General features: G+C 54.1%; 19 protein-coding genes and 2 pseudogenes. 3 read left to right on the top strand and 18 right to left on the bottom strand.

The annotated features are described in order from the left end of the window. Positions 1 to 67: 67 nt before the first annotated feature. Positions 68 to 2,707 (bottom strand): calcium-translocating P-type ATPase, PMCA-type, encoded by a 2,640-nt coding sequence (locus MJ768_RS00770; protein WP_239287346.1) that lies wholly within the window; start codon positions 2,705 to 2,707, stop codon positions 68 to 70. Then, the gene (locus MJ768_RS00765; protein ID WP_239287344.1) at positions 2,697 to 3,845 is read right to left on the bottom strand and encodes a sodium:calcium antiporter; all 1,149 of its coding nucleotides are present in this window, start codon (positions 3,843 to 3,845) and stop codon (positions 2,697 to 2,699) included. The genes MJ768_RS00770 and MJ768_RS00765 overlap by 11 nt, the downstream gene beginning before the upstream one ends. Positions 3,846 to 4,002: 157 nt before the next feature. On the opposite strand from MJ768_RS00765, the pseudogene MJ768_RS00760 reads away from it, so the two are divergent. Beyond that, a pseudogene (locus tag MJ768_RS00760) lies at positions 4,003 to 4,890 on the top strand (transposase). Between the two features lie 104 nt (positions 4,891 to 4,994). Here the strand turns inward: MJ768_RS00760 and MJ768_RS00755 are convergent. The 8 genes and pseudogenes from MJ768_RS00755 to MJ768_RS00720 form a co-directional block, all read right to left on the bottom strand. Beyond that, positions 4,995 to 5,204 (bottom strand): cation transporting ATPase C-terminal domain-containing protein, encoded by a 210-nt coding sequence (locus MJ768_RS00755; RefSeq protein ID WP_239287342.1) that lies wholly within the window; start codon positions 5,202 to 5,204, stop codon positions 4,995 to 4,997. A gap of 256 nt (positions 5,205 to 5,460) precedes the next feature. Further along, complete coding sequence (locus tag MJ768_RS00750) at positions 5,461 to 7,947, bottom strand: NAD-dependent epimerase/dehydratase family protein (protein ID WP_239287340.1); 2,487 nt, start codon at positions 7,945 to 7,947, stop codon at positions 5,461 to 5,463. 10 nt (positions 7,948 to 7,957) lie between these two features. After that, on the bottom strand, positions 7,958 to 8,410 hold the full coding sequence (locus MJ768_RS00745; RefSeq protein ID WP_239287338.1) for a CBS domain-containing protein: 453 nt from the start codon (positions 8,408 to 8,410) through the stop codon (positions 7,958 to 7,960). A 67-nt stretch (positions 8,411 to 8,477) separates the two neighbouring features. Then, positions 8,478 to 8,735: pseudogene (locus tag MJ768_RS00740) on the bottom strand (transposase); the annotation flags it as partial. Between the two features lie 89 nt (positions 8,736 to 8,824). Further along, a complete protein-coding gene (locus tag MJ768_RS00735) occupies positions 8,825 to 11,485 on the bottom strand; it encodes a cation-translocating P-type ATPase (protein ID WP_239287336.1) in 2,661 nt (886 codons plus the stop codon). Further along, positions 11,475 to 12,479 carry a sodium:calcium antiporter gene (locus tag MJ768_RS00730; RefSeq protein WP_239287334.1) on the bottom strand — a complete coding sequence of 335 codons (1,005 nt, stop codon included), beginning with the start codon at positions 12,477 to 12,479 and terminating at the stop codon, positions 11,475 to 11,477. Before MJ768_RS00730 ends, MJ768_RS00735 begins: the two co-directional genes overlap by 11 nt. Before the next feature lie 281 nt (positions 12,480 to 12,760). Next, a complete protein-coding gene (locus MJ768_RS00725) occupies positions 12,761 to 13,258 on the bottom strand; it encodes an LEA type 2 family protein (protein WP_239287332.1) in 498 nt (165 codons plus the stop codon). Positions 13,259 to 13,515: 257 nt separating this feature from the next. Then, on the bottom strand, positions 13,516 to 13,764 hold the full coding sequence (locus tag MJ768_RS00720; protein ID WP_239287330.1) for a hypothetical protein: 249 nt from the start codon (positions 13,762 to 13,764) through the stop codon (positions 13,516 to 13,518). A 246-nt stretch (positions 13,765 to 14,010) separates the two neighbouring features. On the opposite strand from MJ768_RS00720, the gene MJ768_RS00715 reads away from it, so the two are divergent. Beyond that, on the top strand, positions 14,011 to 14,355 hold the full coding sequence (locus MJ768_RS00715) for a hypothetical protein (protein WP_239287328.1): 345 nt from the start codon (positions 14,011 to 14,013) through the stop codon (positions 14,353 to 14,355). An 85-nt stretch (positions 14,356 to 14,440) separates the two neighbouring features. Here MJ768_RS00715 and MJ768_RS00710 read toward each other — a convergent pair whose 3' ends face one another. The 4 genes from MJ768_RS00710 to lptM all read right to left on the bottom strand — a co-directional run bounded on the left by MJ768_RS00710 (position 14,441) and on the right by lptM (position 20,737). Then, positions 14,441 to 15,697 (bottom strand): putative Na+/H+ antiporter, encoded by a 1,257-nt coding sequence (locus MJ768_RS00710; RefSeq protein ID WP_239287326.1) that lies wholly within the window; start codon positions 15,695 to 15,697, stop codon positions 14,441 to 14,443. A 632-nt stretch (positions 15,698 to 16,329) separates the two neighbouring features. Next, on the bottom strand, positions 16,330 to 18,369 hold the full coding sequence (locus tag MJ768_RS00705) for a C1 family peptidase (protein ID WP_239287324.1): 2,040 nt from the start codon (positions 18,367 to 18,369) through the stop codon (positions 16,330 to 16,332). 1,001 nt (positions 18,370 to 19,370) lie between these two features. Further along, positions 19,371 to 20,618: a diaminopimelate decarboxylase gene (lysA, locus tag MJ768_RS00700; protein WP_239287322.1), complete on the bottom strand. Its 1,248-nt coding sequence runs from the start codon at positions 20,616 to 20,618 to the stop codon at positions 19,371 to 19,373. Between the two features lie 2 nt (positions 20,619 to 20,620). After that, positions 20,621 to 20,737, bottom strand: coding sequence for an LPS translocon maturation chaperone LptM (gene lptM / locus MJ768_RS00695; protein WP_445082954.1), 117 nt, complete (start codon positions 20,735 to 20,737; stop codon positions 20,621 to 20,623). A gap of 60 nt (positions 20,738 to 20,797) precedes the next feature. On the opposite strand from lptM, the gene MJ768_RS15285 reads away from it, so the two are divergent. Beyond that, positions 20,798 to 21,028 (top strand): hypothetical protein, encoded by a 231-nt coding sequence (locus MJ768_RS15285; protein ID WP_445082951.1) that lies wholly within the window; start codon positions 20,798 to 20,800, stop codon positions 21,026 to 21,028. Between the two features lie 79 nt (positions 21,029 to 21,107). Here MJ768_RS15285 and MJ768_RS15280 read toward each other — a convergent pair whose 3' ends face one another. From MJ768_RS15280 to MJ768_RS00675, 4 genes are all read right to left on the bottom strand, one after another. Beyond that, positions 21,108 to 21,443, bottom strand: a complete 336-nt coding sequence (locus MJ768_RS15280) for an REP-associated tyrosine transposase (RefSeq protein ID WP_445082950.1) — start codon at positions 21,441 to 21,443, stop codon at positions 21,108 to 21,110. A 122-nt stretch (positions 21,444 to 21,565) separates the two neighbouring features. Further along, entirely contained in the window at positions 21,566 to 22,204 is a 639-nt protein-coding gene (locus tag MJ768_RS00685; protein ID WP_239287320.1) for a PEP-CTERM sorting domain-containing protein, read from the bottom strand. 395 nt (positions 22,205 to 22,599) lie between these two features. Then, positions 22,600 to 23,358: a M48 family metallopeptidase gene (locus tag MJ768_RS00680; protein ID WP_239287318.1), complete on the bottom strand. Its 759-nt coding sequence runs from the start codon at positions 23,356 to 23,358 to the stop codon at positions 22,600 to 22,602. Next, on the bottom strand, positions 23,358 to 24,062 hold the full coding sequence (locus MJ768_RS00675; protein WP_239287316.1) for a lysophospholipid acyltransferase family protein: 705 nt from the start codon (positions 24,060 to 24,062) through the stop codon (positions 23,358 to 23,360). Before MJ768_RS00675 ends, MJ768_RS00680 begins: the two co-directional genes overlap by 1 nt. Positions 24,063 to 24,069: the final 7 nt, after the last annotated feature.

The raw sequence follows: 24,069 nt of genomic DNA, 5'->3' as shown, positions 1-24,069 counted from the left end.
ATGCGGGAAATAGCTGGTCGTTTTGCTAACTCGCCTTGGGCTGATTGCAGCTCACGTGTAACAACACTTAGCTCGTGCGATAGATCAATCCCCTCCGCACCAGCCATTTCTCGATTTCTACGGCAAAGAACACCACGCTGGATAAAGCGAGGCAGAGCCCAAGTTCGCCCATGCTCAGGGCTTGTGTTTTGAATATCGGGTTGAGCGCGGGCACGTAGATCGTTGCCATTTGCAGCGCGAAAGTCAGTAGCACGGCGAAAACCAGCAACGGATTGGAAAACACGCCGACGCTGAACAGCGACTCTTTTTCGGTGCGAATGGCGAGCACGTGTCCCATTTGGGAGAGGGTCAGGACAGTAAACACCATGGTCTGCCAGTGTGCTGATCCGCTATGTAATGCCCAGGCCTGTGTCAGCAGGCATAGCCCGCCCATCAGTAACCCGACCCAGATCATGTGTTGCCACATGCCGTGCGCGAATATGCTTTCCTGGAGCGGGCGAGGAGGGCGGCGCATGATGCCGCGTTCGGCGGGTTCCGCTGTCAGCGCCAAGCCAGGCAGTCCATCGGTGACCAGATTGATCCACAGGATGTGGATCGGCAGCAGCGGAATCGGCAGGCCGAGAAATGGCGCGAGGAAGATCGTCCATATCTCCCCGGCATTGCTGGTCATGGTGTATTTGATGAATTTGCGGATGTTGTCGAAAATGCGTCGTCCCTCGCGCACCGCATGTACGATGGTGGCGAAGTTGTCGTCGAGCAGCACCATGTGAGCCGCCTCGCGTGCCACGTCGGTGCCACCCTTGCCCATGGCGATGCCGATATCCGCAGCTTTAAGCGCGGGCGCGTCGTTGACCCCATCGCCGGTCATCGCCACCACTTCGCCTTTGTCTTGCAGCGCTTGGACGATTTTTATTTTCTGGGCGGGATCGACACGCGCATAAACCCGCACATGTTCGACTTCCGCTTCGAAAGCCGTTTGATCCAGTTGCTCCAGCTCGACACCCGTCATCACTCTGCCATCGTCGTTAACGAGAATGCCGAGCTCACGGGCAATCGCGCGCGCGGTGGCGGGATGGTCGCCGGTGATCATCACGGGCGTAATGCCGGCCGACTTGCACAGGGAAACAGCCCCTTTGGCTTCGCTACGCGGCGGATCGATCAGGCCGACGAAACCGAGAAATATTAGTTCGCTCTCCAGTTCGTCAGGCCGCTCGCTTGCAGGTAACGCCGGCCAATGACGATAGGCTATCGCCAATACGCGCAAGCCGTCGGCAGCCATGGATTCGGTTTGCTGTAACAAGGCTGCCCGGTCGATGTTTTGTTCGCCGTCAGCCATTAGCACCCGCTCGCAGCAAGGCAGCACCGCTTCCGGCGAACCCTTGGTGTAGGCGATGACATTTTCAGCGGTGCCGTGAAAGGTGGTCATGCGCTTGCGTTCGGAATCGAACGGCAGCTCTTTGAGGCGCGGCGTCTCGCTCTCCAGCGCCGTCTTGTCCCAGCCTGCTGCTTGCGCGGCGTGCAGCAGGGCCGCTTCGGTCGGTTCGCCGCGCGCCTTGTTGTGGCGATCCAGATGCGCGTCGTTGCTTAACGCCAATGCATGGAACAGTGTCGACCAGGGTTCCGACTTGTTCTCGTCCTGCCATGTGTCGCGTAACGCACCGTCGGCGTAAATCGCTGTCGCGCGCATTTTGTTCTGGGTGAGCGTGCCGGTTTTGTCGGAACAGATAAACGTGACCGACCCCAGTGTTTCAACGGCGGGCAGTCGACGGATCAGGGCGTGCTGCTTGACCATCTTGCGCGCGCCCAAAGCCAGCGAGACCGTCACCACTGCGGGCAGTGCTTCGGGAATGGCCGCCACCGCTAGGCTGACTGCAGTCATGAACATCAGCAGTATCGGCTCACCGCGCAGCACGCCGACGATAAACACCAGCGCGCAGACTGCCAGCGCCGCCAGCGCCAGTAGCTTGCCGAAGCGCGCCAGCCGCTTTTGCATCGGCGTTTTTGTTTCGCTGTCTTCGCTGAGCAGGGCGGCGATCTTGCCTAGTTCACTGTTCATGCCGGTCGCCACTACCAGACCGCGCGCGCGCCCGTAAGTAACGATGGTGCCTTTGTAAGCCAGACAGATTTTGTCGCCCAGTGGAGCGGCAGCGATAGTCAGCGCCTGAGTTTGCTTTTCCACCGCGACCGATTCGCCGGTGAGTGCGGACTCATCGATCTTGAGCCGTGCCGTCTCGATGATGCGCAAATCGGCGGGCACCACATTGCCTGCCTCGAGCAGCACCACATCGCCTGGCACCAGCCTCGATGCGTTGACGATTTCCGTCCGGCCATCGCGCAACACATGCGCACCCGCCTCGGCCATGCGCTTGAGCGCGGCCATCGCCTGCTCCGCGCGGTATTCCTGGACGAATCCGATCACCGCATTAAGAATCACGATGACGATGATGGCAATAGTGTCTTCGACATCACCCACGATACCGGAAACGACTGCCGCGCCGATCAGCACGATGATCATGAAATCGGCGAACTGGTCGAGCAGCATGCGCCAGAGAGAACGAGCGCGCTTTTCCTTTAATTCATTGGCGCCGTATTGAGCCAGCCGTTTGGCCGCATCGGCCGAACTTAAGCCGGATTGCGGGTTGGTCTCCAAACGTTGCGCGGCTTCATCGGTGCTGAGCGTGTGCCAATTATTATCGTTATTGTGCATGTCCGAAAATGATCCATGAGTTGAGTACATACAGCATGAACAATCCCAGGCTCACCCAGGTAAGTCCCAGCACGGTGCGCCCTTGCGGCCGGTAAATAAAGCCCGCAATCACCAGGGCGTTCATCATCACTGAGGTGAATGCGGTCAGTGCGTGGCTGGCATCGACATGCGCAAGCAGCGGGCCCTTAGTGTAGAGCACATCATCCACCGACAGAATGATGATATTGAACAAGTTGCTGCCCAGCAGATTGGCAATGGCCATGTCCAGCGCTCCAATGCGCAGTGCCGAAATAGTGACTGCCACTTCGGGGGCGGAGGTTACCACTGTCACCAGCAAGGTTCCGACAAAACTTTGCCCCCAACCCATCAAGTCGGAAATATCCTTGGCGATAAACGGTAGCCAGGAACCCGCTATCACCACTGCTGTAGCTGCCAGCGCGTAACCTTTAACTGCGCTACCCAGCGTCACATCCGGATAACGCTCGGCGGATACCTCGGTGTATTCAGACAGGATGCGGCGTTCGTAGCTGTAAACGATGCGCATCGCAACGAAGTAGACGAGCACGATGAACGGCGAGTAAAGCCCCACATGTCCCCATGCCGGACTCATCCCCGCCTGATCTAGCAGCAGGCTGAAACCTGCGAAAGCGATCAGGGTCATACCCAGTGAAGCCGACAGGATATGCCCTTGAGCAGCGCGGCTATACAGGGTTTCGCGCCGGTACAACGCATCCAGCATTACCAGAATAAGTAGGTTGAACACCGTGCTGCCCAGCACATTACCGACGGCGATGTTAGGCGCGTTGGCGAATGTGACGGCGGAAATGCCGGTCACTAACTCGGACAGCGAGGTGGCAGTAGATAGCGGATGAGACCGACCCAAGAGGCAGACATGCCAGTTTTTTAGGCGATGATGTCGCCATAGCGGGAAAGAAAGTAGCCCGCGTAGCCGATGACGGCGAGGCAAATCAAAAGTTGCAACCAGAGCAACATGTCGGGGCATCTCCTTGCCGGGTGGACGGCTGGACAACGAAGTAATCGGCCCGCAACCGTAAATCGCGCCGAAGAAACACATGATGGCTGCGTTGTGGCACAGTGGAATGCAGCGCTGTGTAAGACCGGAATAGCAATGGGGCATATTGCTCGCGGGTTAGCGTGTTACTTGGTGACATCATCGACATTGGTGAATCGCACTGGCGGTATCTAGCCGCTGGCACGATATCCCTTTTAAGAGAGTGAGCAAGACGACGTACCCGATGCGGCGCCACATTCCAATTTGAATGATGGAGTAAATCATGGCACAACGCAATCGCAGCCTTAACTTTAGACCTGCCAAGTCCAGAGCCGCCCTGACGATCACCCACCCCAACGCGGCCGGTATCGACATCGGCAGCGCCTCCCACTTTGTAGCCGTACCGCCGGACAGGGACGACGAGCCTGTCCGGGAGTTTTCGAGCTTTACTGTTGACTTCAACGCCTTGGCCGACTGGCTCGACGCTTGCGGCGTGGACACGGTCGCGATGGAATCCACGGGCGTGTACTGGATCCCTTTGTTTCGATTTCATCGGCACACAGCTAGCCGAGTGCGACCGGGAGATCGAGCAGCAATTGCAAAGCCTGCAAGTTCACGACGGCGAATCGGCGAAGGGAAAGAAGCGTGGTCGCGCCCGCAACGCGCCGAAGTTTGATCTGCGCACGCAATTGTTCAGGATGTGCGGAGTTGATCTTACGCGTATCGACGGCATCGACGTCACCACCGCGCTTGCGGTGATCTCCGAGACCGGGGCGGACATGTCGCGCTTCCCCACGGCAGGGCACTTCGCGAGTTGGCTGGGGCTATGCCCCGGCACCAAGATTACCGGAGGCAAAGTGATGAGCGGCAAGACCAAGCGCGTAGCCAACCGGGCGGCCCAAGCCTTGAGATTGGCCGCAGCAGCATTGCGCAGCAGCCAGTCGGCGCTGGGCGCATATTTCCGCAGGATGTGCGGGCGCATGGACAAACCTAAAGCCGTAACCGCCGCCGCGCACAGTTGGCGCGCCTGATCTACACCATGCTTACCAAAGGTGAAGAGTATACCGATCAGGGGCAGGACTATTACGAAGAACGCTATCGCGAAAGAGTGTTGCGACAACTAGCTCAGCGCGCTGAAAAAATGGGGATGAAACTCGTCGTCAATGAATAGCCCGCTTAATTCCGCTTTTTAAAATCAGTTGGTTGGGATGTGTTTCTTAAGAGAGCATATCTCTTAACCTCCTGTTCTAGTCATGCCCCTAATTTTTATTTCTCTCAAAATTTACGTGCCAACGAAACCATATATTTTTTCAATTCGTCCAACAACAGCACGCAGGAAGCCACGGCAACAGCCTTGAGCCAATCGTCAAACTCCAGTGCCGTTGTGCCGAACACGCCTTGTGCCGGCGGCCACTGCACCACCAGGACTTGCAGCGCCAGCATACCCACGAGCGCCAGCCACAGCTTGCCATTGCGGAAGCACAACAATAGGGGTCAGTCTAACCCCTATTGTTGTGCTATTGATTTGCTTCGCTGAGGTCCGGGCGGCAATCACCGCGTGGCCATCCTGTCGACGTCGCTGTTCTTTGTCGGTGGCTTGTGGCTGATGATGCCCATCAACATGGCGCGCGGGCGACAGTCAGTGCATGACACAACCTGATTACTGCACGCAAACCGCATTCTTATGTGCGGGCAAGGCCACACAGAAGCGTCCAGACCAAAACGGTTAGCACAAGCTTTCCTAAATGATCCAGCGGCCCCAGTTGCCGTAGCGCTCCCGGATCAAGCCGCGGCGCATGCTGAGCGCTACTAGGCCAAGGCCCAAGACCACACTGGCGATGGTCGCCGTGATGCCTGCCGCAAACATGAACGGTGCGGCCATCAAGGCGGCCCCCAGCAAGATATTCAGGTAGCGCACCGGCCGGGCAACTTCAGCGGCAGCGATCGAGATGACCGTCAGAACCAGCGAGCCGATCACGTGGTGGGCATGGGCCATATTGCCATCGACTTCAAGCGTAATACGCGTGAACAGTAGCGACAGGCCGATGAGTGCCGCCAGAGCCAGGTTCCACGGCAGGCTGACGCCGCCGCCAATCATGTTCTTGATTACGATGCGGGGTGACTGGTCGAACTCGTCGGTGTTGGCCTCAACACTTTGTGTCTTTGGTACTTCATCAGTGTCGCCCACAAAGAAAATCCGCAGCCAATTCTGGCCGGCCTGTGCGCGACGGCGCAAAAACTGCAGCGTCGCAATTAGTTCGTCGAGTGAATACGGGATCTGGATCAGGACCGCAGCCGCGCCGATCAGCGCAATGATGCTCCAGGTGCCGATGACGACTGGCTGGATGACGATGAAGAAGATCGACGTGATGCCGAGCGGCGCGATCATCAGGCCGAACAGAATCACCAACCAGGGCATGGTGCGCCAGCGCATCCGCGAGCCGACGATGCCGGTGAGGATCTCCAGCAGGTAGGTATAGCCCCCGACGGCCGCATCGGATACTGGCCAGGCTTTCGAGACCCACGAGGTGATGATGTCCTCGGTCCCGTTGCGGGGATCCAGGGGCGAGGAGGCGGCGAAGAACGGATCCCATACACCGGGTATGTAGCCAAGCTGGTAGGCGGCGAGATAGCGCGAGACGTAAAGACCCAGGATCGCCAGCACGATGATCGGAATGCGCTGCGACCAGGTTGACGGGTTGTAGCTCCAGCCCGGCGGCACTTCGGGGCCGGTCAACGCGGCGATGGCCGAGACACCGGGCTCGGGCTTGGTACACACGGCGAAGCCGAAGATCAGCGCACCTACCAGCGTGTCGGAAAGATAAGCCGCGGCGTTCCCGGTGGCAAACAAGAAGGGCACTCCCATGACCAGTGCGCCGATGCCTGCGCACAGCCAGCGCGCTGAGGGCGCACGCCACGAAAGCGCTACGCCAGCGCAGACGATAAGCAACGCACCAAGAACAATTTCGCTCCAACGCAGCAGCGGCTCGGTGATGTTGATCAGCAGCGGCTGCGTTATTAGCCAAGTGCCCAGGCCCATGTTGACGAAATGCGCCCAGCGGTTGGCGAGGTGCTCGGTCCTGATCTGCGCCTCATGGCGGGCGCGCAGGTTCTCCGGATTCTTGCCGAGGTCGGCTGCATCGCTGAGCCATGCCGGCGGCGTGATACCGTTGGTTTTGTACCAAGCGGTCGGGTTGTTCTTCAAGGCCGCGACGAGCTTCGGCAACTCGTCCTTCAATCGATGCCGCGGCTCCCAGCCGAGCAGCTCGCGCGCGCGCCGGATGTCGAGCGCGTAGTGATCGTCGGCCATGGCGACCATGAAGGGTTTGATGAACGGGACCTCGCCCCCGTCGATCACGTCGGGGATGACTGGTTCGAGCTTGCCGTGCGCCCACGCGCCAACGGTGGCAACGGGCTTGGGCACGCGCACCGTCGGCCAATCATCGACACCGTGAATGAGATAGCCGATCTCGTCTTGCAGCGCGTCGTAGCCAATCGCGTCGGCCTCGCCAATCAGAATCTCGGTCTCTCGCGGCAACACAGCGCGACGGTCGACGGTGCGATGAAATGCTTCGAGCATGTCGTCGCGGTGCAGCATTGCCTGACCAACGAGTGTGCTGCCCGAATAAAAATAACTCTGAAAGTCGCGGTCGTAAATCCGCGCTATTTGCCTGGCCAGCGTTGGCACCATCGCGTGCTCGTCGTAAACCCCTGCCAGCCGCAAAATGACGTAAGGGATTGCTTTGTGCTCCGCCCTAACCATCGCTTCAGCGGCGGCCTTTGATTTTGGATAGGCCCAGCGCGGCTCAATCGGCTGCTGCTCGTCGATGTGCTCGCCGGGGCGACATGGGGCGTGAACGAGCATCGTGCTTGCATAAATGAACTGCTCGACTTCGAAGTCTTGCAGCGCACGCAGAAGACGACGGGTGCCATCGACATTGACGGTTTCGTAGAGCGGCTTTTCCTCGCCGGTAAAGTCGAAATAAGCGACGAGGTGAATAACGCTGGCGATACGCGAGCCAAACGCGTCGCGGAACTTTCGCAACGCCAGCTCGACCGAAGGTCCGGAGGTGAAATCCGCCTCGAACACCGGCAACTCGGCACCCTGAGCTTTCAGGTCCAGACCGGCGATCCGGTAGTCGCGACCAAGCGCTTTGCCAAGCGAACGGCCGAGGTTGCCGGTCGCGCCGGTGATGAGAACGATCGGCCTGGTGTCGGAGTCTGTCATCGTCAAATCCTCACCGGTAGCCGATACCCATCACGTAGTCACGAAGCTGCGCCGCTTCATACTTTCCTTCCGCCATCAGCGCCCGCAGCGCATCGCCCGCATTGACGACGCCAGACGGTTTGGACTTCTCGTCAATGACGGGGATGTGTACGAAGCTGCTCTTCTCCATCATCGACAAGGCGTCGAGCAGGGAGTCGGTCGGGCAGCAGGAGGTGACATTCCGAGTCATCACGTCAGAAGCCACGGTCGTGCCAATGCTTTCGCAGGAACGACCAATCTGCTGGACGATGTCCGTCTTTGTGATGACACCCACCATCGCCCCATGAGAATTACAGACGACGACAAGGCTGATATGTGTGTCCGAGAGCAGGTTCGCTACGTCCACGAGCAACGCATCGGCGCTGACCGTCACCAGCCGGGAACGGGCCAAAGCTTCTATTTTCTTGACAAGTATCGGATGCATTTTGTAACTCCTTGCAGTGGTGGACTCGCGTTGAGCGTGTCCTGAATTTTGTGTAAACGTCGGTTAATCAAACTTGCGGCATCCGCTCTTCAAATTGAATACTAAACCAATTTAAAGCTGGCTTCCAGACACGCAGTGGTATCCTCCATTTTTTGCTGATATTTAACAGTGCTAAGTAGAACAATTTCAGCACCGCTTAATCATTAGGAAATGCAACACGGCTTTTTGTGACTTTACGTAAACTCATGTTCACCGACTCAATAGCATTGGTGGTGTAGATGATTTTGCGTATTTCAGGTGGATAATCAAAGAACGGAATAATGCGCACCCTTACTGCCATCCGGATACCCCGGCGCAGCCAAAGTACAAGTGCTTCTTCATTTTCGGAACTGGGTTCCATAATCTTTTGCCCTCTCAAAAATTACGTGCCAACGAAACCATATATTTTTTCAATTCGTCCAGCAGCAGCATGCTGGAAGCCACGGCAACGGCTTTGAGCCAATCGACCGGCTCAAGTGCCGTCGTACCGAACACGCCTTGTGCCGGCAGCCAATGTACTACAAGGACTTGTAGTGCCAGAACGCACGTGAGCGCCAGCCACAGCTTGCCATTACGGAAGAAATGAGCGTTGAAGGCACTGCCGTCTTCGGCGCGCGCATTGAACACGTTGAAGAACTGGAACAACACGAAAGTGGTAAAGGCCAGGGTCAGGGCATAAGTTTGCCCATGCATTTCCAGACCGTGCCGGAACAGGTAAAGCGTTCCAATCATCATGATCGCCCCGTACAGCGTCAGTCTGGCGAGACGCGGGCCGGTGAGTATCTGCGCTGCCTGGCGGCGCGGACGCTCGCTCATGATGCCGGCGCGACCCGGTTCCACCCCCAGCGTCATCGCGGGCGGGCCGTCCATGATAATGTTGATCCAAAGCAGCTGGATCGCGGTAAAAGGCGCCGGCAATCCCAGCAGGGTGGCGGCGAGCACGGTGAAGATGGCGCCGATGTTGGTGGAGAGCTGGAAGCGCACAAATTTGACGATGTTTTCATAGATCACGCGGCCTTCTTCCACAGCTTTGACTATAGTGGCGAAGTTGTCGTCGAGCAGCACCATGACGGCCGCCTCCTTGGTAACCGCCGTGCCGGTGATGCCCATTGCCACACCAATGTCGGCAGCCTTCAGTGCAGGCGCATCGTTCACGCCGTCGCCGGTCATGGCAACGACGTGACCGTCATCTTTCAGTGCCCTGACGATTTTCACCTTGTGCTCGGGGCCGACGCGGGCAAACACACAAATGCCGTCAATGCGGCGGGACAGTTCCGCTTCGCTCATGGCGTCGAGCTCACGGCCTTCGATCACCTCGCCAGCCAGCCCCAACTCGCGGGCGATGGCGGCGGCTGTCACTTTGTGGTCGCCGGTGATCATCTTGACCTGGATGCCGGCCCCGGCGCAGCGGGCAATGGCGGCCTTCGCCTCGGGCCGTGGCGGATCCATGAGCCCAGCCAAGCCAAGGAAAGTCCAATCCTCTGCCCATGCCCACAGATCGCCCGCCGGGTCGAAAGCGGCGCTGGGGATGACCTTGCGTGCCACTGCCAGCACACGCAGCGCCTGAGCAGCGAAATGCTCGTTCTCGGCCTCGATGGCAGCGCGCGCCGCCGCGTCCAAGTGATGTTCGTCATCCTCCGCCAAACTATGGGTAGAGCGCGCCAGCAAGACATCGGGCGCGCCCTTAATGAACATCTCCACCGTTGCGCCGGCATGGTGAAAAGTCGCCATGAACTTGTGGGCAGAGTCGAAAGGAATCTCGGCGATGCGCGGTTGCTCTTCCTGCTCCGCCTCCGGGTCGAGCCCGCCTTTCTGCGCCAGCACCCACAACGCGCCCTCGGTGGGGTCGCCGATTAATTTCCCATCGCGGACGCGCGAATCGGTGCAGAGCGTCATCGGCAGCAGGAAGGGACGAAGATCGCTATCACTCTCAAAGGCAATCCTGCCGTCCGGCGCATAGCCCTCGCCGCTGACCGCAAAGCGCCGCCCGGCAAACCAGCCGGCGCGCGCGGTCATCTGGTTCAGGGTGAGGGTACCGGTCTTGTCCGAGCAGATTACCGTGGTGGAGCCCAGCGTTTCCACGGCAGATAGTTTCTTGAGGATGGCCTGGTTCTGCGCCATGCGCCACATGCCGATGGACAACGTCACCGTCACCACCGCCGGCAGACCTTCGGGAATGGCAGCGACGGCCAACGCCACCGCAGTCATCGCGGCCTCGGTCCAGGGCAGGCCGCGCGCATAATCGAACGCAAAGATGACAGTCACCACGACGCTCGCAATCGCCGCCAGTTTTTTCCCCAGCGTGTCGAGCTGTTTTTGAAGCGGGGTTTCCGATTCCCCGGCGCTGGCGATCATGCCGGCGAGCTTGCCCATTTCAGTGGCCATGCCGGTGGCGGTCACCAGCATTTCGGCGCGGCCGCGCGTTACCACCGTGTTCATGTAGAGCAGGTTGACGCGGTCGCCCAAAGGTAGTTCGGCCTTATCCAATGCCGCCACCGACTTGCCGACAGCATGGGATTCGCCGGTCAGCGCCGCTTCCTCGATTTCAAGACTATGCGCGGCCAACAGGCGACCATCGGCGGGGATACGATCGCCCGCTTCGAGCAGTACGATATCGCCGGGCACTAACTGTATGGCATCTATTTCCTCAATGCGTGCGTTGCGGCGCACTCGTGCACGCGCCGCCAGCATGCCCTTTAGCGCTGCCAGCGTTTGTTCCGCCCGGTACTCCTGATAAAATCCCAGGCTGGCGTTGAACAACACCACGACCAGAATCACCACTGCGTCCTTGATGTCGCTGATCGCCCAGGCCAGAGCGGCGGCGAATAACAGTACAATCACCAGCAAATTTCTGAATTGGTCGAGGAATTTCAGCCAGACAGGACGAGGCGTGGCCTCGATCAGCCTGTTTTCGCCGAAGCGGGTAAGGCGAGCAACAACCTCGCCTTCTTCCAACCCGCGCCCAGGATCAACTTCCAGCGTTGCAGCAGCGATTTCTGGCGGCAGCGTGTACCAGAGGTGCTTGCTATTGTCCATGATGAATGAGAATCCAAGTGTTGAGTATATACAGCAGGAACAACCCCAGGCTCACCCAGGTAAGTCCCAGCACGGAGCGCCTTTGCGGACGGAATATAAAACCCGCAGTTACCAAGGCGCTCATCATCACCGCGGTAAATGCGGTCAGCGCGTGGCTGGTATCGACGTGCGCAAGCAGAGGGCCCTTGGTGTAAAGCACATCATCCACCGACAGAATGACGATGTCGAACAAGTTGCTGCCCAGCAGGTTGGCGATGGCCATGTCCAGCGCTCCGATACGCAGTGCCGAGATGGTGACTGCCGCTTCGGGGGCGGAGGTTACCGCCGCCACCAGCAAGGTTCCGACAAAACTTTGCCCCCAACCCATCAAGTCGGAAATATCCTTGGCGATAAACGGTAGCCAGGAACCCGCTATCACCACTGCTGTAGCTGCCAGCGCGTAACCTTTAACTGCGCTACCCAGCATCACATCCGGATAACGCTCGGCGGACACCTCGGTGTATTCAGACAGGGTGCGGCGTTCGTAGCTGTAAACGGCGCGCATCGCAACGAAGTAGACCAGCACGATGAACGGTGAGTAAAGCCCCACATGTCCCCATGCCGGGCTCATACCCGCCTGATCCAGCAGCAGGCTGAAGCCTGCGAAAGCGATTAGGATCGTGCCCAGTGAAGCCGACAGGATATGCCCCTGAGCGGCGCGGCTATACAGGGTCTCGCGCCGGTACAGCGCATCCACTATTACCAGAATAAAGAGGTTAAACACCGTGCTGCCCAGCACATCGCCGACGGCGATGTTAGGCGCGTTGGCGAACGTGACGGCGGAAATGCCGGTCACCAACTCAGGCAGCGAGGTGGCAGTAGACAGCAGGATGAGACCGACCCAAGAGGCAGACATGCCGGTTTTTTCGGCGATGATGTCTCCATAGCGGGAAAGAAAGTAGCCCGCATAGCCGATGACGGCAAGGCAAATCAGAAGTTGCAACCAGAGTAGCATGTCGGGCATCTCCTTGCAGGGTGGACGGCTGGATAGTACAACGACCCTGCAAGCTCTTTTTAAGGGAGCCGCTATAAATTCTAACTTCATCATTCCCGTGTAGGTGGGAATCCAGCGGCATTATCTAACAGAGCTTCTTGCAAAACTCCCCGCTTGAGCAGAATTAACACCCGAATGAGGTAGAGATGGGCGGCCGTTACGGGCAAGATGAAGGTTCTGAGCGCTCCATCGCGCCCGATGAGTGATGGCCAAGCAGCTAGTTTCTGCTGACAGCAATTCGACTAGGGAGAAAAGCTACCAGTTTTCTCAATCCGAATTGCCGGATCCATCGCCCCGATATCAAGCTTGGTCTGAATCCGGTAAGCGACTTGACCTGATGTATTCCGCAGCAGTTCATCAACGAATCGGATACCCTCGATCAGGCCGGCAGTCGCAACTACCTTAATCTCTGACTCACCATATGCTGGCACGACAGGCAACTCATTGGCCGCACCTGCTACTACCTCGTAATCATTTAAGAAGACTTTGTAGCTCATGCCACGCAGACTCAGCTTTGTTGCATTGGGATTCACTACGCGCATGCCAATCTCAAACCTTGGTGTGAGGCTCTGAGAAGTCAGTGGCTTGAAAGAAGTGATGACGACCGAAGGTGTCTCAAAGTCTTGGCGCAGCGACGTGCAACCTGCACCAAGGCAAACCCAGAGACAGAACAGGATCAGGAATGGTCCGGAATTCTTGCTGTGGGCATATGTCAGCGATTTTGCACAAAGTTGTTTCATGCTATTCATCATTAAGGATAGGTAGGTCAACTGCACGAGCTAAAGTAGCTTCGACCGCCGCAAGCCAGACCATATTGTTAAGCAGCGTCCAATAATTACCACTTTCTACATCTATTTATACTAGTCCGGTAGATACCGTCTTTAACGTCAAGCTCAACCTACCGCACTCCGATTGTAGGAGGGATACCGTCAAATACTGCCCCACTAATCACAAAACATCCCCTTCAGCACGCAACACGTATTTGCAAGTTGCCTTTTCAATACTGGCCCATGTCTTTCGGTTGTTGATTGGATATTACGATACCTTTGGATTGGCAGATACCTATGCAATCGGCACCGCCTTGTTTGGGATCGCAGGTGTCGGTTGGGTCATCAACGCAAACTTGATTTGTTGGGCACATTTTCCCAGTGATTCCACCACAGCTTAACGGTGGGATTGAATTTGCACACCCGGTAAGTGCAATAGTAAAACAACAAGCGATTATTAGTGCGATGTACTTGTTCATGGGGTAACCTCCTTAACAATTAAAGTAATAGGTAGGTAATGGAGAGCCCTCCGCTTAATGCTGTCAGGGGAGACTTCGACTGCAAATAGGCTTCTCAGACTATCTGCACTCAATAGCAAGAAGCGGGAGCAATTACAGAATAGTTGAGGGGGGGTGTATTGTCTGTGCGGTGGAGCACAATTGGTACTCATGTTTTTGCGTGTTGTGTCTTGAAGGTATCGGTACTTATTTTGGTTCTGTCAGAAATTGTCGTGGCCCAAAGCGTGCAGCGACGAACACCAAGTTGAAGTACTTGCTCACTGCCTCACGATCAACCACATTCACCTTGCTGTCGTCCTGGCAACCCAAGACGGGTTGCGATTGGATGCTGAAACCGCTACACAGGAGCTATGTCCAGCGCATCATCTGGGTGCGAGGCTGGAAAAGTCACCCTTGGCAAGGGCGGGTTTTCTAATCCCTCGGATGAAAACTTACCTATGGGCGGCGGTGCGTTATGTGGAACTTAATGCGGTTAGTGCGGGGATAGAACGTCGCGCCGAGAGTTATCACTGGTCAAGCGCCGCTGCAAATTGCAGCAGCGATCGTAAATAAAAGGGGAGCATCCACTTTCTAGGAAAAATCGTCAGTTTCGACCATCGCAAAGTTTGTACCAGAGCTTTACAAACTACTCTAATTTTTACAACAGAAAAAATAACGCTGCAACAGCAGTCGGCGGTAGCGCACCCAACAGCAAACCGACAGCCCCAATCGATTCGTCGTTAAAGCCACGCCTGAGCAGTGCCACGCCGGCCGGATTAGGCGCATTGGCAATCACGGTCAGGCCACCCCCGGCCACTGCACCTGCAACCAGCATGTACTTTGCCTGATCTGACATGCCGACAATCAACGAGCCTAGATAAGTGAGCGCCGCATTGTCTGTAATTGCGGTCAGCCCGAGGGCACCAAAGAATAAGGCTGTCGGGCCGAGACTGGAAACGATGGGTTGCAGCCACCATTGCTGCATACCGCCCAATACGACCAATCCGGCCAGAAAAAACCCGACCAGCAATCCCTCCTTGAGAATCAGCGGGCTTTGATATCGCTCATATGCTTGCGTATAGCCGAGAAATAACAGGAATAATCCCAAAAACAGCACAGGGTGATGAGCCAAGATGACTACAGCGGCCAAAAACGCCAAATGGATTACGCTGACCAGCAAGGGAACTTGGGGCGCGGGATCATCAATTACGGATGCATCCTCTTCGTGAATATGCGAGCGCAGCAAGAATGTGATTCCCGTTGCATTGATCAGCACGGAAATGCCTGATTTCCAGCCAAAAGTTGACGCCATGAACGCAGTATCCCAATTCCATGCCGAAGCAACCATGAGTACCGGTGGTGCGGCGTAAGGCGTCAGCGTGCCACCAATTGAAACATTAACAAACAGCACGCCCAGTGCTCCATATTTAAGCCATTCCGGTATTCCTTGCCGGAAAATCTGGGGTGCCAGCATCAATGCGGCAAGCGTCATGGCAGCGGGCTCGGTAATCAGCGAACCCATCAACGGTACCGCAGCCAAGCCCAGCCAAGCTAATGCAAGGCTAGTGCGTATCGGTGTCAGGCGCGCCACTAACATTAGAAAGTGTCTGACGATCTCCAGTACTGGCCGTGAGGCGGCTACCACCATTACGACAAACACGAACAGGGGCTCCGTATACTGGCGTGACTCAGCGTAAGCAATTGCTTTCGCTCCACCCGACACCAGCGCCATCACAACAATCAGAACGAATGCCCAGAATCCGAAAATCACTTCAACCTCGCCCAATAGATGGAACAGGCCTGCATGTCGAGGGTAACGGTGGGCGAGACCTTCCAATGATTTTGCGGCAAATGTATGCAGCAACGCGAAGGCAAATAGTCCTGCCCCAATTGCTTGCATGGTGTTTACTTCCATGTCGATACCCTTCGTTCATTGTCGATTGTGCGTGCATCATAAAGCACCCGGGCTTGTTATCGGCAATATGAAGCGAGGATCTTCCAGTCTGTTTATCGTGTTCAACCAACGCATTAATGGTTTCGAGTGCGCTTAAGGGCACCTCTAAAAATCCAATTTTCGTCACAATACGGCGTTACTCGAAAAAAATTATCGCTTACATATCAACTATATGCTGCGCTCAAATTTTTTACTCGTGCCTTGTTTTGTCTAGAAACTTGAATTTTTAGAGGCGCCCTTTACCTGTTTCCACGCGAAAGTCAGGGCGGAGACGATGATGGGAAATGTGAAGTGTCGGAAGATTGCATAGGATGTGACTTGCTGCCGGGCTTGGTAGTAGCAACTTCATTTCTGGCGACCGCGCGAATCTCACAACGAGCATCTTTGTAGGGACCATTATCCTGTTCCCATCCATAGCCCGGAGAAGTTTGCGCGCAGTATCGTTCATCATTTAATTTGCTTTTCCATTGGTACCATGAAGCTGGAGCAGCAAAAGCTGAAACACAACAAAATGAATAAATAACTAGAGTGGCAAATCTCGATTTCATATTATTAGAGGAAACATCTCATCAACCCTGTTATCAATACCGGTACTAGAAATGCAGATCTCGAGCGGTGAAAGGAACCTTTGGCAATTCACCAAGAATCCGGACAAGAACCGAGTTCATGGTGTTGGGATCGTTGTCAAAGCCACCGTGGGTATCGCTTTTAGACATTGTTCCGGGTTTGTCTCCTGTCCCGGATATAACGATGCCAGGCAGGCCATCGACTGCACTATTTAAAAGATTCAGCACCTTTTGATCTTCTTCCAGAAATTTTTGCATGCCGAGCAAGGGTACTTCCCGAGACCCTTCGAAGGCATTGCTGACCAAATAAAGAAGGGATTTTCCATAAGGACCGACATCATCGTCGAGCTCTCCCACCTTGCTCAGGATATACAAGCTGGGCTTGGGACAGGTCTTATCCATTATTTTTGGCAGCACTATCTGTTTGAACAGATCTATCCGGATTGCTGGCGCCATGAATTGAAGCGTTTTCCAGGATATGCCCAGACTGGCCAGTTGCGTAATGGCATGTGCGGCGAATATGGAGCCGGCGCTGTGGCCAACCACATGAAGCTCCCAATTGCCTTCCGCTTTCTTGCCAAGACTTTCTTTCGCTTCTTTCGCATATTTTGTCAGGAGCTGCACTGCTCCTGTCTCATGTTTGGAGGCGAGCGCTGCGTTTTCCACCATTTCTCCCCATAGTTTTCCGCCCGGGGTGGCTAAGGTTAGCTCAAGTACACGATCCTTCGCCTCGCGCAGGTGGTCCAGAAATGCGCCGCCCGCCCGCTCATCAGCTGCAGCGAACTGATCCTTGAGGATATTCTTGGTGGTATTGAACCAATCGCTTTCCCACATGATGTGTAGAGGGTAAATTTCGTTAGCAAGACAAACGTCACGAAATGCGACAATCCTTTTGGCTACATCCTCTTCACCATTCAGACCCCCATGAATATATAACATCACTCGTCGTTTCGCCCAATCCTTGGTTTTGGCCGGAATGGTTTCGAAAAACAATCTTTTCAAGTCTTCTTCCGTGGTCCAGTAATCACCTCGGTCAGAGAGTTTGCCGTTGTTTCCAACATCGATGACATATGGCCGAATCTCGTTTAGAGGGATAACTTGTCCCGCGCGGAAGGTTCCGCTCGTGACGTCTGCCGCGCCCTGAGCCCAGAGATCCGCCATGACGGGCACGCCGAGTTGCGCGACCCAAACGTCGGTGGCATGAATCATGAAGTCTTCGTATGGCAACAAGGCAAACCCATCTTTGCCCCAGTCCTTCCCCCATGAATTCTGGATTATGAAACCTTGAGAGGTATAGCCGACAAGGGCTATCGCATGTCCACCATCTGCGTTTCCCTTACGCTGGATCACGGGAATTTTAATTTTTGGGGATTTGCTGCTGGCACCTGCTTTGAGTGAAACTGTGGATGGGCCGGGCTGCCCCCATCCGGCATGCACCATTAATGTGGCATACACGATACCGACTTCATGAATTGCCGCATGCACATGGCGAACCTGCCTGAAATCGACTCGATAATAAGCCCCGCCTGGTGTCAGGGTTGCTTCATCGGCACGCTGTTGATCAAAATTGTTCGCACCATGCAGATGGTCAGGCCAGAGTGTTTGCGTACATACGCCGTGGCGCTCCCAGCCCTTCATCGCGCCCCTCGCCGAGGATCCGGAATAGTTTTCTCCCGGCCATTCATCATAGCGGCGGGCAAGTTCATAAATCATGCGCGGACTGATGCGACGCTTTAGCTTGCGTTGATGGAGTAAGAAATTGATAACTGCCGCGAGGGCAAAACCCGTACACGCGCCTTCCGTGCCCTGATCAAGAATGGCGGGAACAGCGGGGATGTTAACAATCTCGTCGGGCAAGGCCTGCAGCGTAGGCAGATATTCCCAGTCTTTAAGATCAATCTTGTCAGGAAAAGCATCCAGCGTTCTGCTAATTTTTTGCTCTACACTTCTTTCATCCGGCTCTTCACGTCTAGATTCAGATTCCGGCCGCGTGGTTTTTGGGACAGATTCCTTGGCCACTGATGCTACAGATTGGGGCGTTTTGGTGGCGACACGTTTCTTTACCATGGGTATTCTCCTGTTTATAGAGTCACACTCTCACTTAAGGGTAATCCCAATCCTCAAGTTGTTAAGAAGATAAAATCAGCTTGCAGCGCTTGTTTGTTGACCGTAAGTGATAGCGTGTAGCTGGGATGGTTTCCTATTTCGCTTTTAGCCAAAATCTAACAAAAAACTCTGGAATAATTTAGCCGCTTGAGAATCTTCTTAACAATGATTCAGCAATTAGCTGCATTACTCTGTTGGCAAAGTGAAGCTATTATTATTTCCAGCATCTCGTTTGAAATAGGCGATCTGGGCCAAGCCGAGCGGTTATTCCCTTGGTTCCGGAGGGACAGCGTGAGCGCTCAGCAGTGGTGCCACAGATCCAGCGAAAATAGCGATCCGCATTTTTAGGAACGGGAGAGATCATTGGCGTCCAAGAGCTTTTTCCAGTGGATGGATTAGCAACTACACCTTTGTTGGGACCCTGCGGCTGAATTAAATGCTTCATGACCCCGGTTCGATCCAGGATGACATCAGCGGGTCTAATTTCTCGATGTTCAGATGCTTCGTCTGGATCTGGGTATGGAACCTTGATAACTACCTGAACTGAACATCGATCTGTCAAAGTCTCCACTACCTTCATTGCATAAGCTGACATAGTGAAGCTTGTAAGACCTAGTGTCACTATGCATGCCCGAAAAACTGGTATTGAAAAAAGTTGTCTCATCGTAATCTCCTTTGCAGTTTCTGCTTAATATTAAGTGTCACCGGACACTGGGAATGCTCGTTGGAGCGATCTCATCCGTCGGTTATATGAGTGATCAATAAATTATCTAACCTCATCTCCGTACGATTTCATATACATTTCATAGACTTTAAATGTATTGGACCGGTTAGCATAATAAATTGACAGTTATAGAAAAGAGAATAAGCAATTTCTTTATTTTTGTTTTGTAAAATTGCTTGCAGAGAGTCTCAATAAGTAGCACTGCCCTAAAAGATGGTGCACAACAGTTTTTGTATGGTTAACCAAAATTTTTTTCGCCTGCGAATAACTGCTGAACTGTTTCGCGTTCACGGATAAGTTGCATGACGTCACCAGCCACCATCACTTCGGCTGCGCGTGGGCGCGTGTTGTAGTTTGAACTCATGCTCATGCCATAGGCGCCAGCCGACATCACCGCAACCAGATCACCCTGCGAGATAGCCAATTTACGGGCATTCCCAAGGAAATCGCCGGTTTCGCATACCGGTCCCACCACTTCATATTGTTGCACTGGTGTATCACTTAGCAGTACTGGTTGGATGTGATGATAGGCATCGTACAAGGCTGGACGCATCAGATCGTTCATTGCCGCATCGACGATGGCGAAGTGTTTTTCTTCGCCATGTTTGAGATATTCAACCTTGGTTAGCAGCACTCCAGCATTGCCAACCAGAACCCGTCCCGGCTCAATAATGATCTTTTCGCTGCGTCCCCGCAGGGCACAAAGTAGCGCACCGGCATAATCGGCAATGGCAGGCGGGGTTTCGTCCAGATAGCGGATGCCTAGCCCACCGCCCAGATCGAGATGCTCAAGACGAATCCCCTCACTTTCCAGCGCGTTTACCAGCACCAGCATTTTTTCTGTCGCTGCGATAAAGGGGCTGAGTTCGGTCAACTGTGAACCGATGTGGCAATCCATGCCAACTACGCGTAGATGCGGTAGCCCGCTCGCTTTGCGGTATAACGCCAGTGCTTCCGTATAGGCGACGCCAAACTTGTTTTGTTTCAAGCCGGTGGAAATATAGGGATGAGTCTTGGCATCCACATCTGGATTCACGCGCAAGCTTACCGATGCCACCCTGTTGATTTGTCCGGCTACTTCATTCAGGCGTGTGAGTTCCGCTTCCGATTCCACGTTAAAACACAGAATCCCGGCTTCCAAGGCCAGCTGCATTTCCGCCACTGTTTTGCCCACACCGGAAAACACCACTTTATTCGCCGCGCCCCCGGCCGCCAGCACACGCTGTAATTCGCCACCGGAAACGATATCAAAGCCGGCACCTAACTTGGCGAACAGATTCAGGATGGCGATATTAGGGTTGGCCTTTACCGCGTAGCAGATCAGATGCTCGCGCTCTTTGAATGCCTCAGCAAACTGGCGATAGCTATCGGTTAACGCGCCATGTGAGTACACATAGCATGGCGTACCAAACCGCTTTGCTATATCAGCCAGGGGTACTTGTTCGGCACAAAGCTGGTTACTCTGGTATTTGAAATAATCGGTCATGGCTATTTATTTTGATCAGGAAGTGGCTGGATTGAGGGTTGCGCCGGTGGCAAAAATAGCGGCCCCTTGTGCCCGCAGCTCTGAAGCAGGAGCGCTAACAGCACCATAATACCGATCATACGCATGGTTGTACTCTCATTAAAATGGAACAGGGCGAGATTATAAAGGCAAGACCGGAAGTGATTGAAACTGAATTTCATCAACACGCCAAGGAAGTTGTCGCAATGTCGCAGTTTTTATCAGTGGTAGGGTGGGCACGTTTTTGTGCCCACGCGGGCAGCGTTAATCATACCCCAGCACCGCACTTTCCATTGCAACAGCCCAGTCATGCGCATATACCCCATCACGCACATAGCGGTGAAATGTCGAATAAGGCCAATCAACCGCACGTTGTACATGCCCGTGTTTAACCGGATTGAAATGAATGTAATCGACATGGCGGGCAAAATCATTTTCATCACGAATTTGGTGTTCCCAGAATCGCCGTTGCTAGATAGTCGATTCGCGATGTTTGAGTTTTGATGCAGTCACCCAGTCGGCACGACGATAATCTTCTCTGCAGGCCAAAGAAACCGCTCGCTTGATCATCATCCAACGGGTGGAAAAATCGGCATCACCATCAGGTAATGTCCACACGCAATGTAAATGGTCAGGCAACAATACCCATGCATCGATGACGAAAGGACGCGCCACACGTACCGTTTCGATCGAGGCGCGCAATGCGTTACGAATCGCTTCGTCACATAGAATTGACTGCCGCCGGTAAGCGACCATCGTAAAGAAATAGCTTGAACCTGCAGCCATTGCGCGGCGATAACGTGACATAGCTGTCTACTCCAAAATGACGAATCCGCGTGGGCACAAAAACGTGCCCACCCTACATGACTTTTCGTGCCCACAAATGACAAACCCCGCCGTAGCAGGGTTATGTCAGCAAAACAAATTAATTATTGCTTGCGGCGACGTGCTGCTGCGAAACCTAACATGCCTAAACCGAACAAAGCGATTGATGCAGGTTCAGGAACTGATTGACGACCGTTCATATCCAGCTTTACATTGTCCAAAGCAACTGCTTGAAATTGTCCAAATGTATTGTAGCCAGTGCTAGTTGGTGCAGCACCAATGAGAAGCGTATCAAACAGGTTAACATCTGACCAACCCAAGACACTGAATGTACTTGGGTACCCGGCGTTCACACCTGTAATAACACCGGAGTCAGTAAGGCCACTGTCTCTATAAGTCTGCCAAACTACGTTATGAGGACCGACATTAAAAAAACCTGAACCAAGATCAAGTTCCAGCCCAGCAAAGTTAAAGCTTTCTGGAGTCGTAATAGTAACGAAATTATTACCACCGCCGGCGCCATAATATGTATCTGAAAAACAGCATTGGCTGTTATTAGTTGAAACGATAAGGCCGCCTTCAGTATAGTTCAACAAAGAACCGGAAATCCCAGTAAACAAGGCTTGACGAAATACATTGGTAACTGCGGAACCAGAGCCTGCAGTAGTGATAACAGCAGCGCTTGCTGATATTGACACCATAGCCACTAGAGCGATGGCCATTTTAAAAAAAATTTTTTTCATTTTATCCCCTAAATAATTAAAGTTGAACAAGAAAGTTGTATATTTAATGGTGCACAGAAAAGTAGAGTGCATCGTTTCAATAAGCAACAACCATGCCACATTTAAATTATTATTTAAATCAATGGAATTTAAAACACGTCAATTTTTTTTGCCCCGGTACTGTAAAATTTACCGACAAAAACACCAATTTTAGATAATAAAAACATTACATTTATTCCAAGTATGTGCGGTAACGCACATAGCAGTTTAAGATTATATGTTTAATTGACAGGGAAATTGGGGTCTACCATCGAATTTGCAGATGACGACCGTCAGTATTTACCAGCTCGGTATCTGCCGGGCTGGCGGTTCGACAAGCTCACCGCGAACGGTAATGGTTTTGCTGGAACGCACCACTAGTTCTCAGCCTGCCAAGACGGTGAAATCTGCCACTGCTTTAATTCACGGCGTCGCTTGGCATAATCGGGGCAGGCATTTTCAACCACCTGCCAAAATGCCTTAGAGTGGTTCATCTCAACAAGGTGTGCGAGTTCATGTACTACGACGTAATCAATCAAGTGCAGCGGCATTTTGATGAGTTGCCAGTTGAGGCGCACATCGCCTCGTGTGGTGCAACTGCCCCATTGCGTGCGCGCGGAGGAAAGCTTCACCATGCGCGGCGCTACGTCCATCAGGGGTGCATAGTGTGCTACGCATTCTTTGTACAGGCTTTTCGCCTCGCGTTGATACCATTGTGTGACAACCTGCTCTATCAATGCTTCGTTAGCATCATCTGTGACATGCACAAACAATTGCGTACCGTGCAGTAGCGGTGGTGCAGCAAACAAGCTGACAACCACACGCAGGGTAAGCGCCTCGCCCATGAAAAAGATGGACTGTCCATCCTGCCATTGTGGCGCTATGGGCTTCCTCGCTTGCCAATTCTCAAGTTTTTTTACCACCCAATGCGCTTTGTCCTGCAATACATCGTGCAGCCATTTCTCCGAGGCGCGCAGTGGCATGTTTACCGTCAGCCCATGATTGTCGATGCGCAGGCCTATGCTGCGGCGTCGACTAGTACGTTTGAGGGTATAGGTAACCTGGGTGCCATCCAGGTTCACTGTGCGTTGTTCGACGGCCAGGGGGGTAATTAGTCGGCGAAATTTTTCAAGCATCAGGGCAGCCGCGTGACTTCGGTTTCGATCCACTCTTCCACGCGCCGATTGATCTCCTCGGCCTTGAGACCGGCGGGATCAATAGGTGTGCCTACGCTCATGGTGATAACGCCCGGATGCTTGAGGAAGGATTTGCGTCCCCACAGTTTGCCCGCATTGTGCGCCACCGGAACTATTGGCACGCCGCTGGATGCACCTAGAAGTGCGCCGCCGATCTTGTATTTGCCGCGCTGACCAAAAGGAATGCGTGTTCCTTCAGGAAAAATAACCACGCAGAAGCCTAGCGCCAGCCGTTCTTTGCCTTGGCGCAGCAACTGCTTGATTGCCTCGCGGCCTTCGCTACGTTTAATGGCAACGGGGCTGGTCATCGCGAGGCCCCAACCGAAAAAAGGAAGCCACAATAGTTCACGTTTTATCACCCATACTTGCGGCGGAAATACTTTTTGTAGCGCGATGGTTTCCCATGCAGATTGATGCTTGCACAGCACAAGACACGGTTTATTCGGGATGTTATCGGCACCGCGCACTTCCATGCGGATGCCGCATACCACGCGCAACAGACATAGCATAATAAGCGCCCAGCCAGAGATGATGCGATAGCGTGTAATTGGATGAAACGGAAAGGTGAGTATTGCAATTAGCGTAAACAGCGGCGTAATGACGATTTGCAGCAGCAGAAAAATCAGCGAGCGTATGAATACCATATCAGAG

Origin of the sequence: Candidatus Nitrotoga sp. 1052, assembly GCF_927312905.1 — a bacterium.
In the GTDB taxonomy this organism is placed as follows: domain Bacteria; phylum Pseudomonadota; class Gammaproteobacteria; order Burkholderiales; family Gallionellaceae; genus Nitrotoga.
This window is presented reverse-complemented; position numbering and strand designations above follow the sequence as displayed.

What these genes read in the sequence shown, in the direction of transcription:
- MJ768_RS00745 (WP_239287338.1), bottom strand. Translation starts at nt 8,410, where the DNA reads ATGCATCCGATACTTGTCAAGAAAATAGAAGCTTTGGCCCGTTCCCGG.
- lptM (WP_445082954.1), bottom strand. Translation starts at nt 20,737, where the DNA reads ATGATCGGTATTATGGTGCTGTTAGCGCTCCTGCTTCAGAGCTGCGGG.
- MJ768_RS00725 (WP_239287332.1), bottom strand. Translation starts at nt 13,258, where the DNA reads ATGAAACAACTTTGTGCAAAATCGCTGACATATGCCCACAGCAAGAAT.
- MJ768_RS00680 (WP_239287318.1), bottom strand. Translation starts at nt 23,358, where the DNA reads ATGCTTGAAAAATTTCGCCGACTAATTACCCCCCTGGCCGTCGAACAA.
- MJ768_RS00730 (WP_239287334.1), bottom strand. Translation starts at nt 12,479, where the DNA reads ATGCTACTCTGGTTGCAACTTCTGATTTGCCTTGCCGTCATCGGCTAT.
- MJ768_RS00735 (WP_239287336.1), bottom strand. Translation starts at nt 11,485, where the DNA reads ATGGACAATAGCAAGCACCTCTGGTACACGCTGCCGCCAGAAATCGCT.
- MJ768_RS00765 (WP_239287344.1), bottom strand. Translation starts at nt 3,845, where the DNA reads ATGCCCCATTGCTATTCCGGTCTTACACAGCGCTGCATTCCACTGTGC.
- MJ768_RS00720 (WP_239287330.1), bottom strand. Translation starts at nt 13,764, where the DNA reads ATGAACAAGTACATCGCACTAATAATCGCTTGTTGTTTTACTATTGCA.
- MJ768_RS00705 (WP_239287324.1), bottom strand. Translation starts at nt 18,369, where the DNA reads ATGGTAAAGAAACGTGTCGCCACCAAAACGCCCCAATCTGTAGCATCA.
- MJ768_RS00770 (WP_239287346.1), bottom strand. Translation starts at nt 2,707, where the DNA reads ATGCACAATAACGATAATAATTGGCACACGCTCAGCACCGATGAAGCC.
- MJ768_RS00685 (WP_239287320.1), bottom strand. Translation starts at nt 22,204, where the DNA reads ATGAAAAAAATTTTTTTTAAAATGGCCATCGCTCTAGTGGCTATGGTG.
- MJ768_RS00710 (WP_239287326.1), bottom strand. Translation starts at nt 15,697, where the DNA reads ATGGAAGTAAACACCATGCAAGCAATTGGGGCAGGACTATTTGCCTTC.
- MJ768_RS00675 (WP_239287316.1), bottom strand. Translation starts at nt 24,062, where the DNA reads ATGGTATTCATACGCTCGCTGATTTTTCTGCTGCTGCAAATCGTCATT.
- MJ768_RS00750 (WP_239287340.1), bottom strand. Translation starts at nt 7,947, where the DNA reads ATGACAGACTCCGACACCAGGCCGATCGTTCTCATCACCGGCGCGACC.
- lysA (WP_239287322.1), bottom strand. Translation starts at nt 20,618, where the DNA reads ATGACCGATTATTTCAAATACCAGAGTAACCAGCTTTGTGCCGAACAA.
- MJ768_RS15280 (WP_445082950.1), bottom strand. Translation starts at nt 21,443, where the DNA reads ATGTCACGTTATCGCCGCGCAATGGCTGCAGGTTCAAGCTATTTCTTT.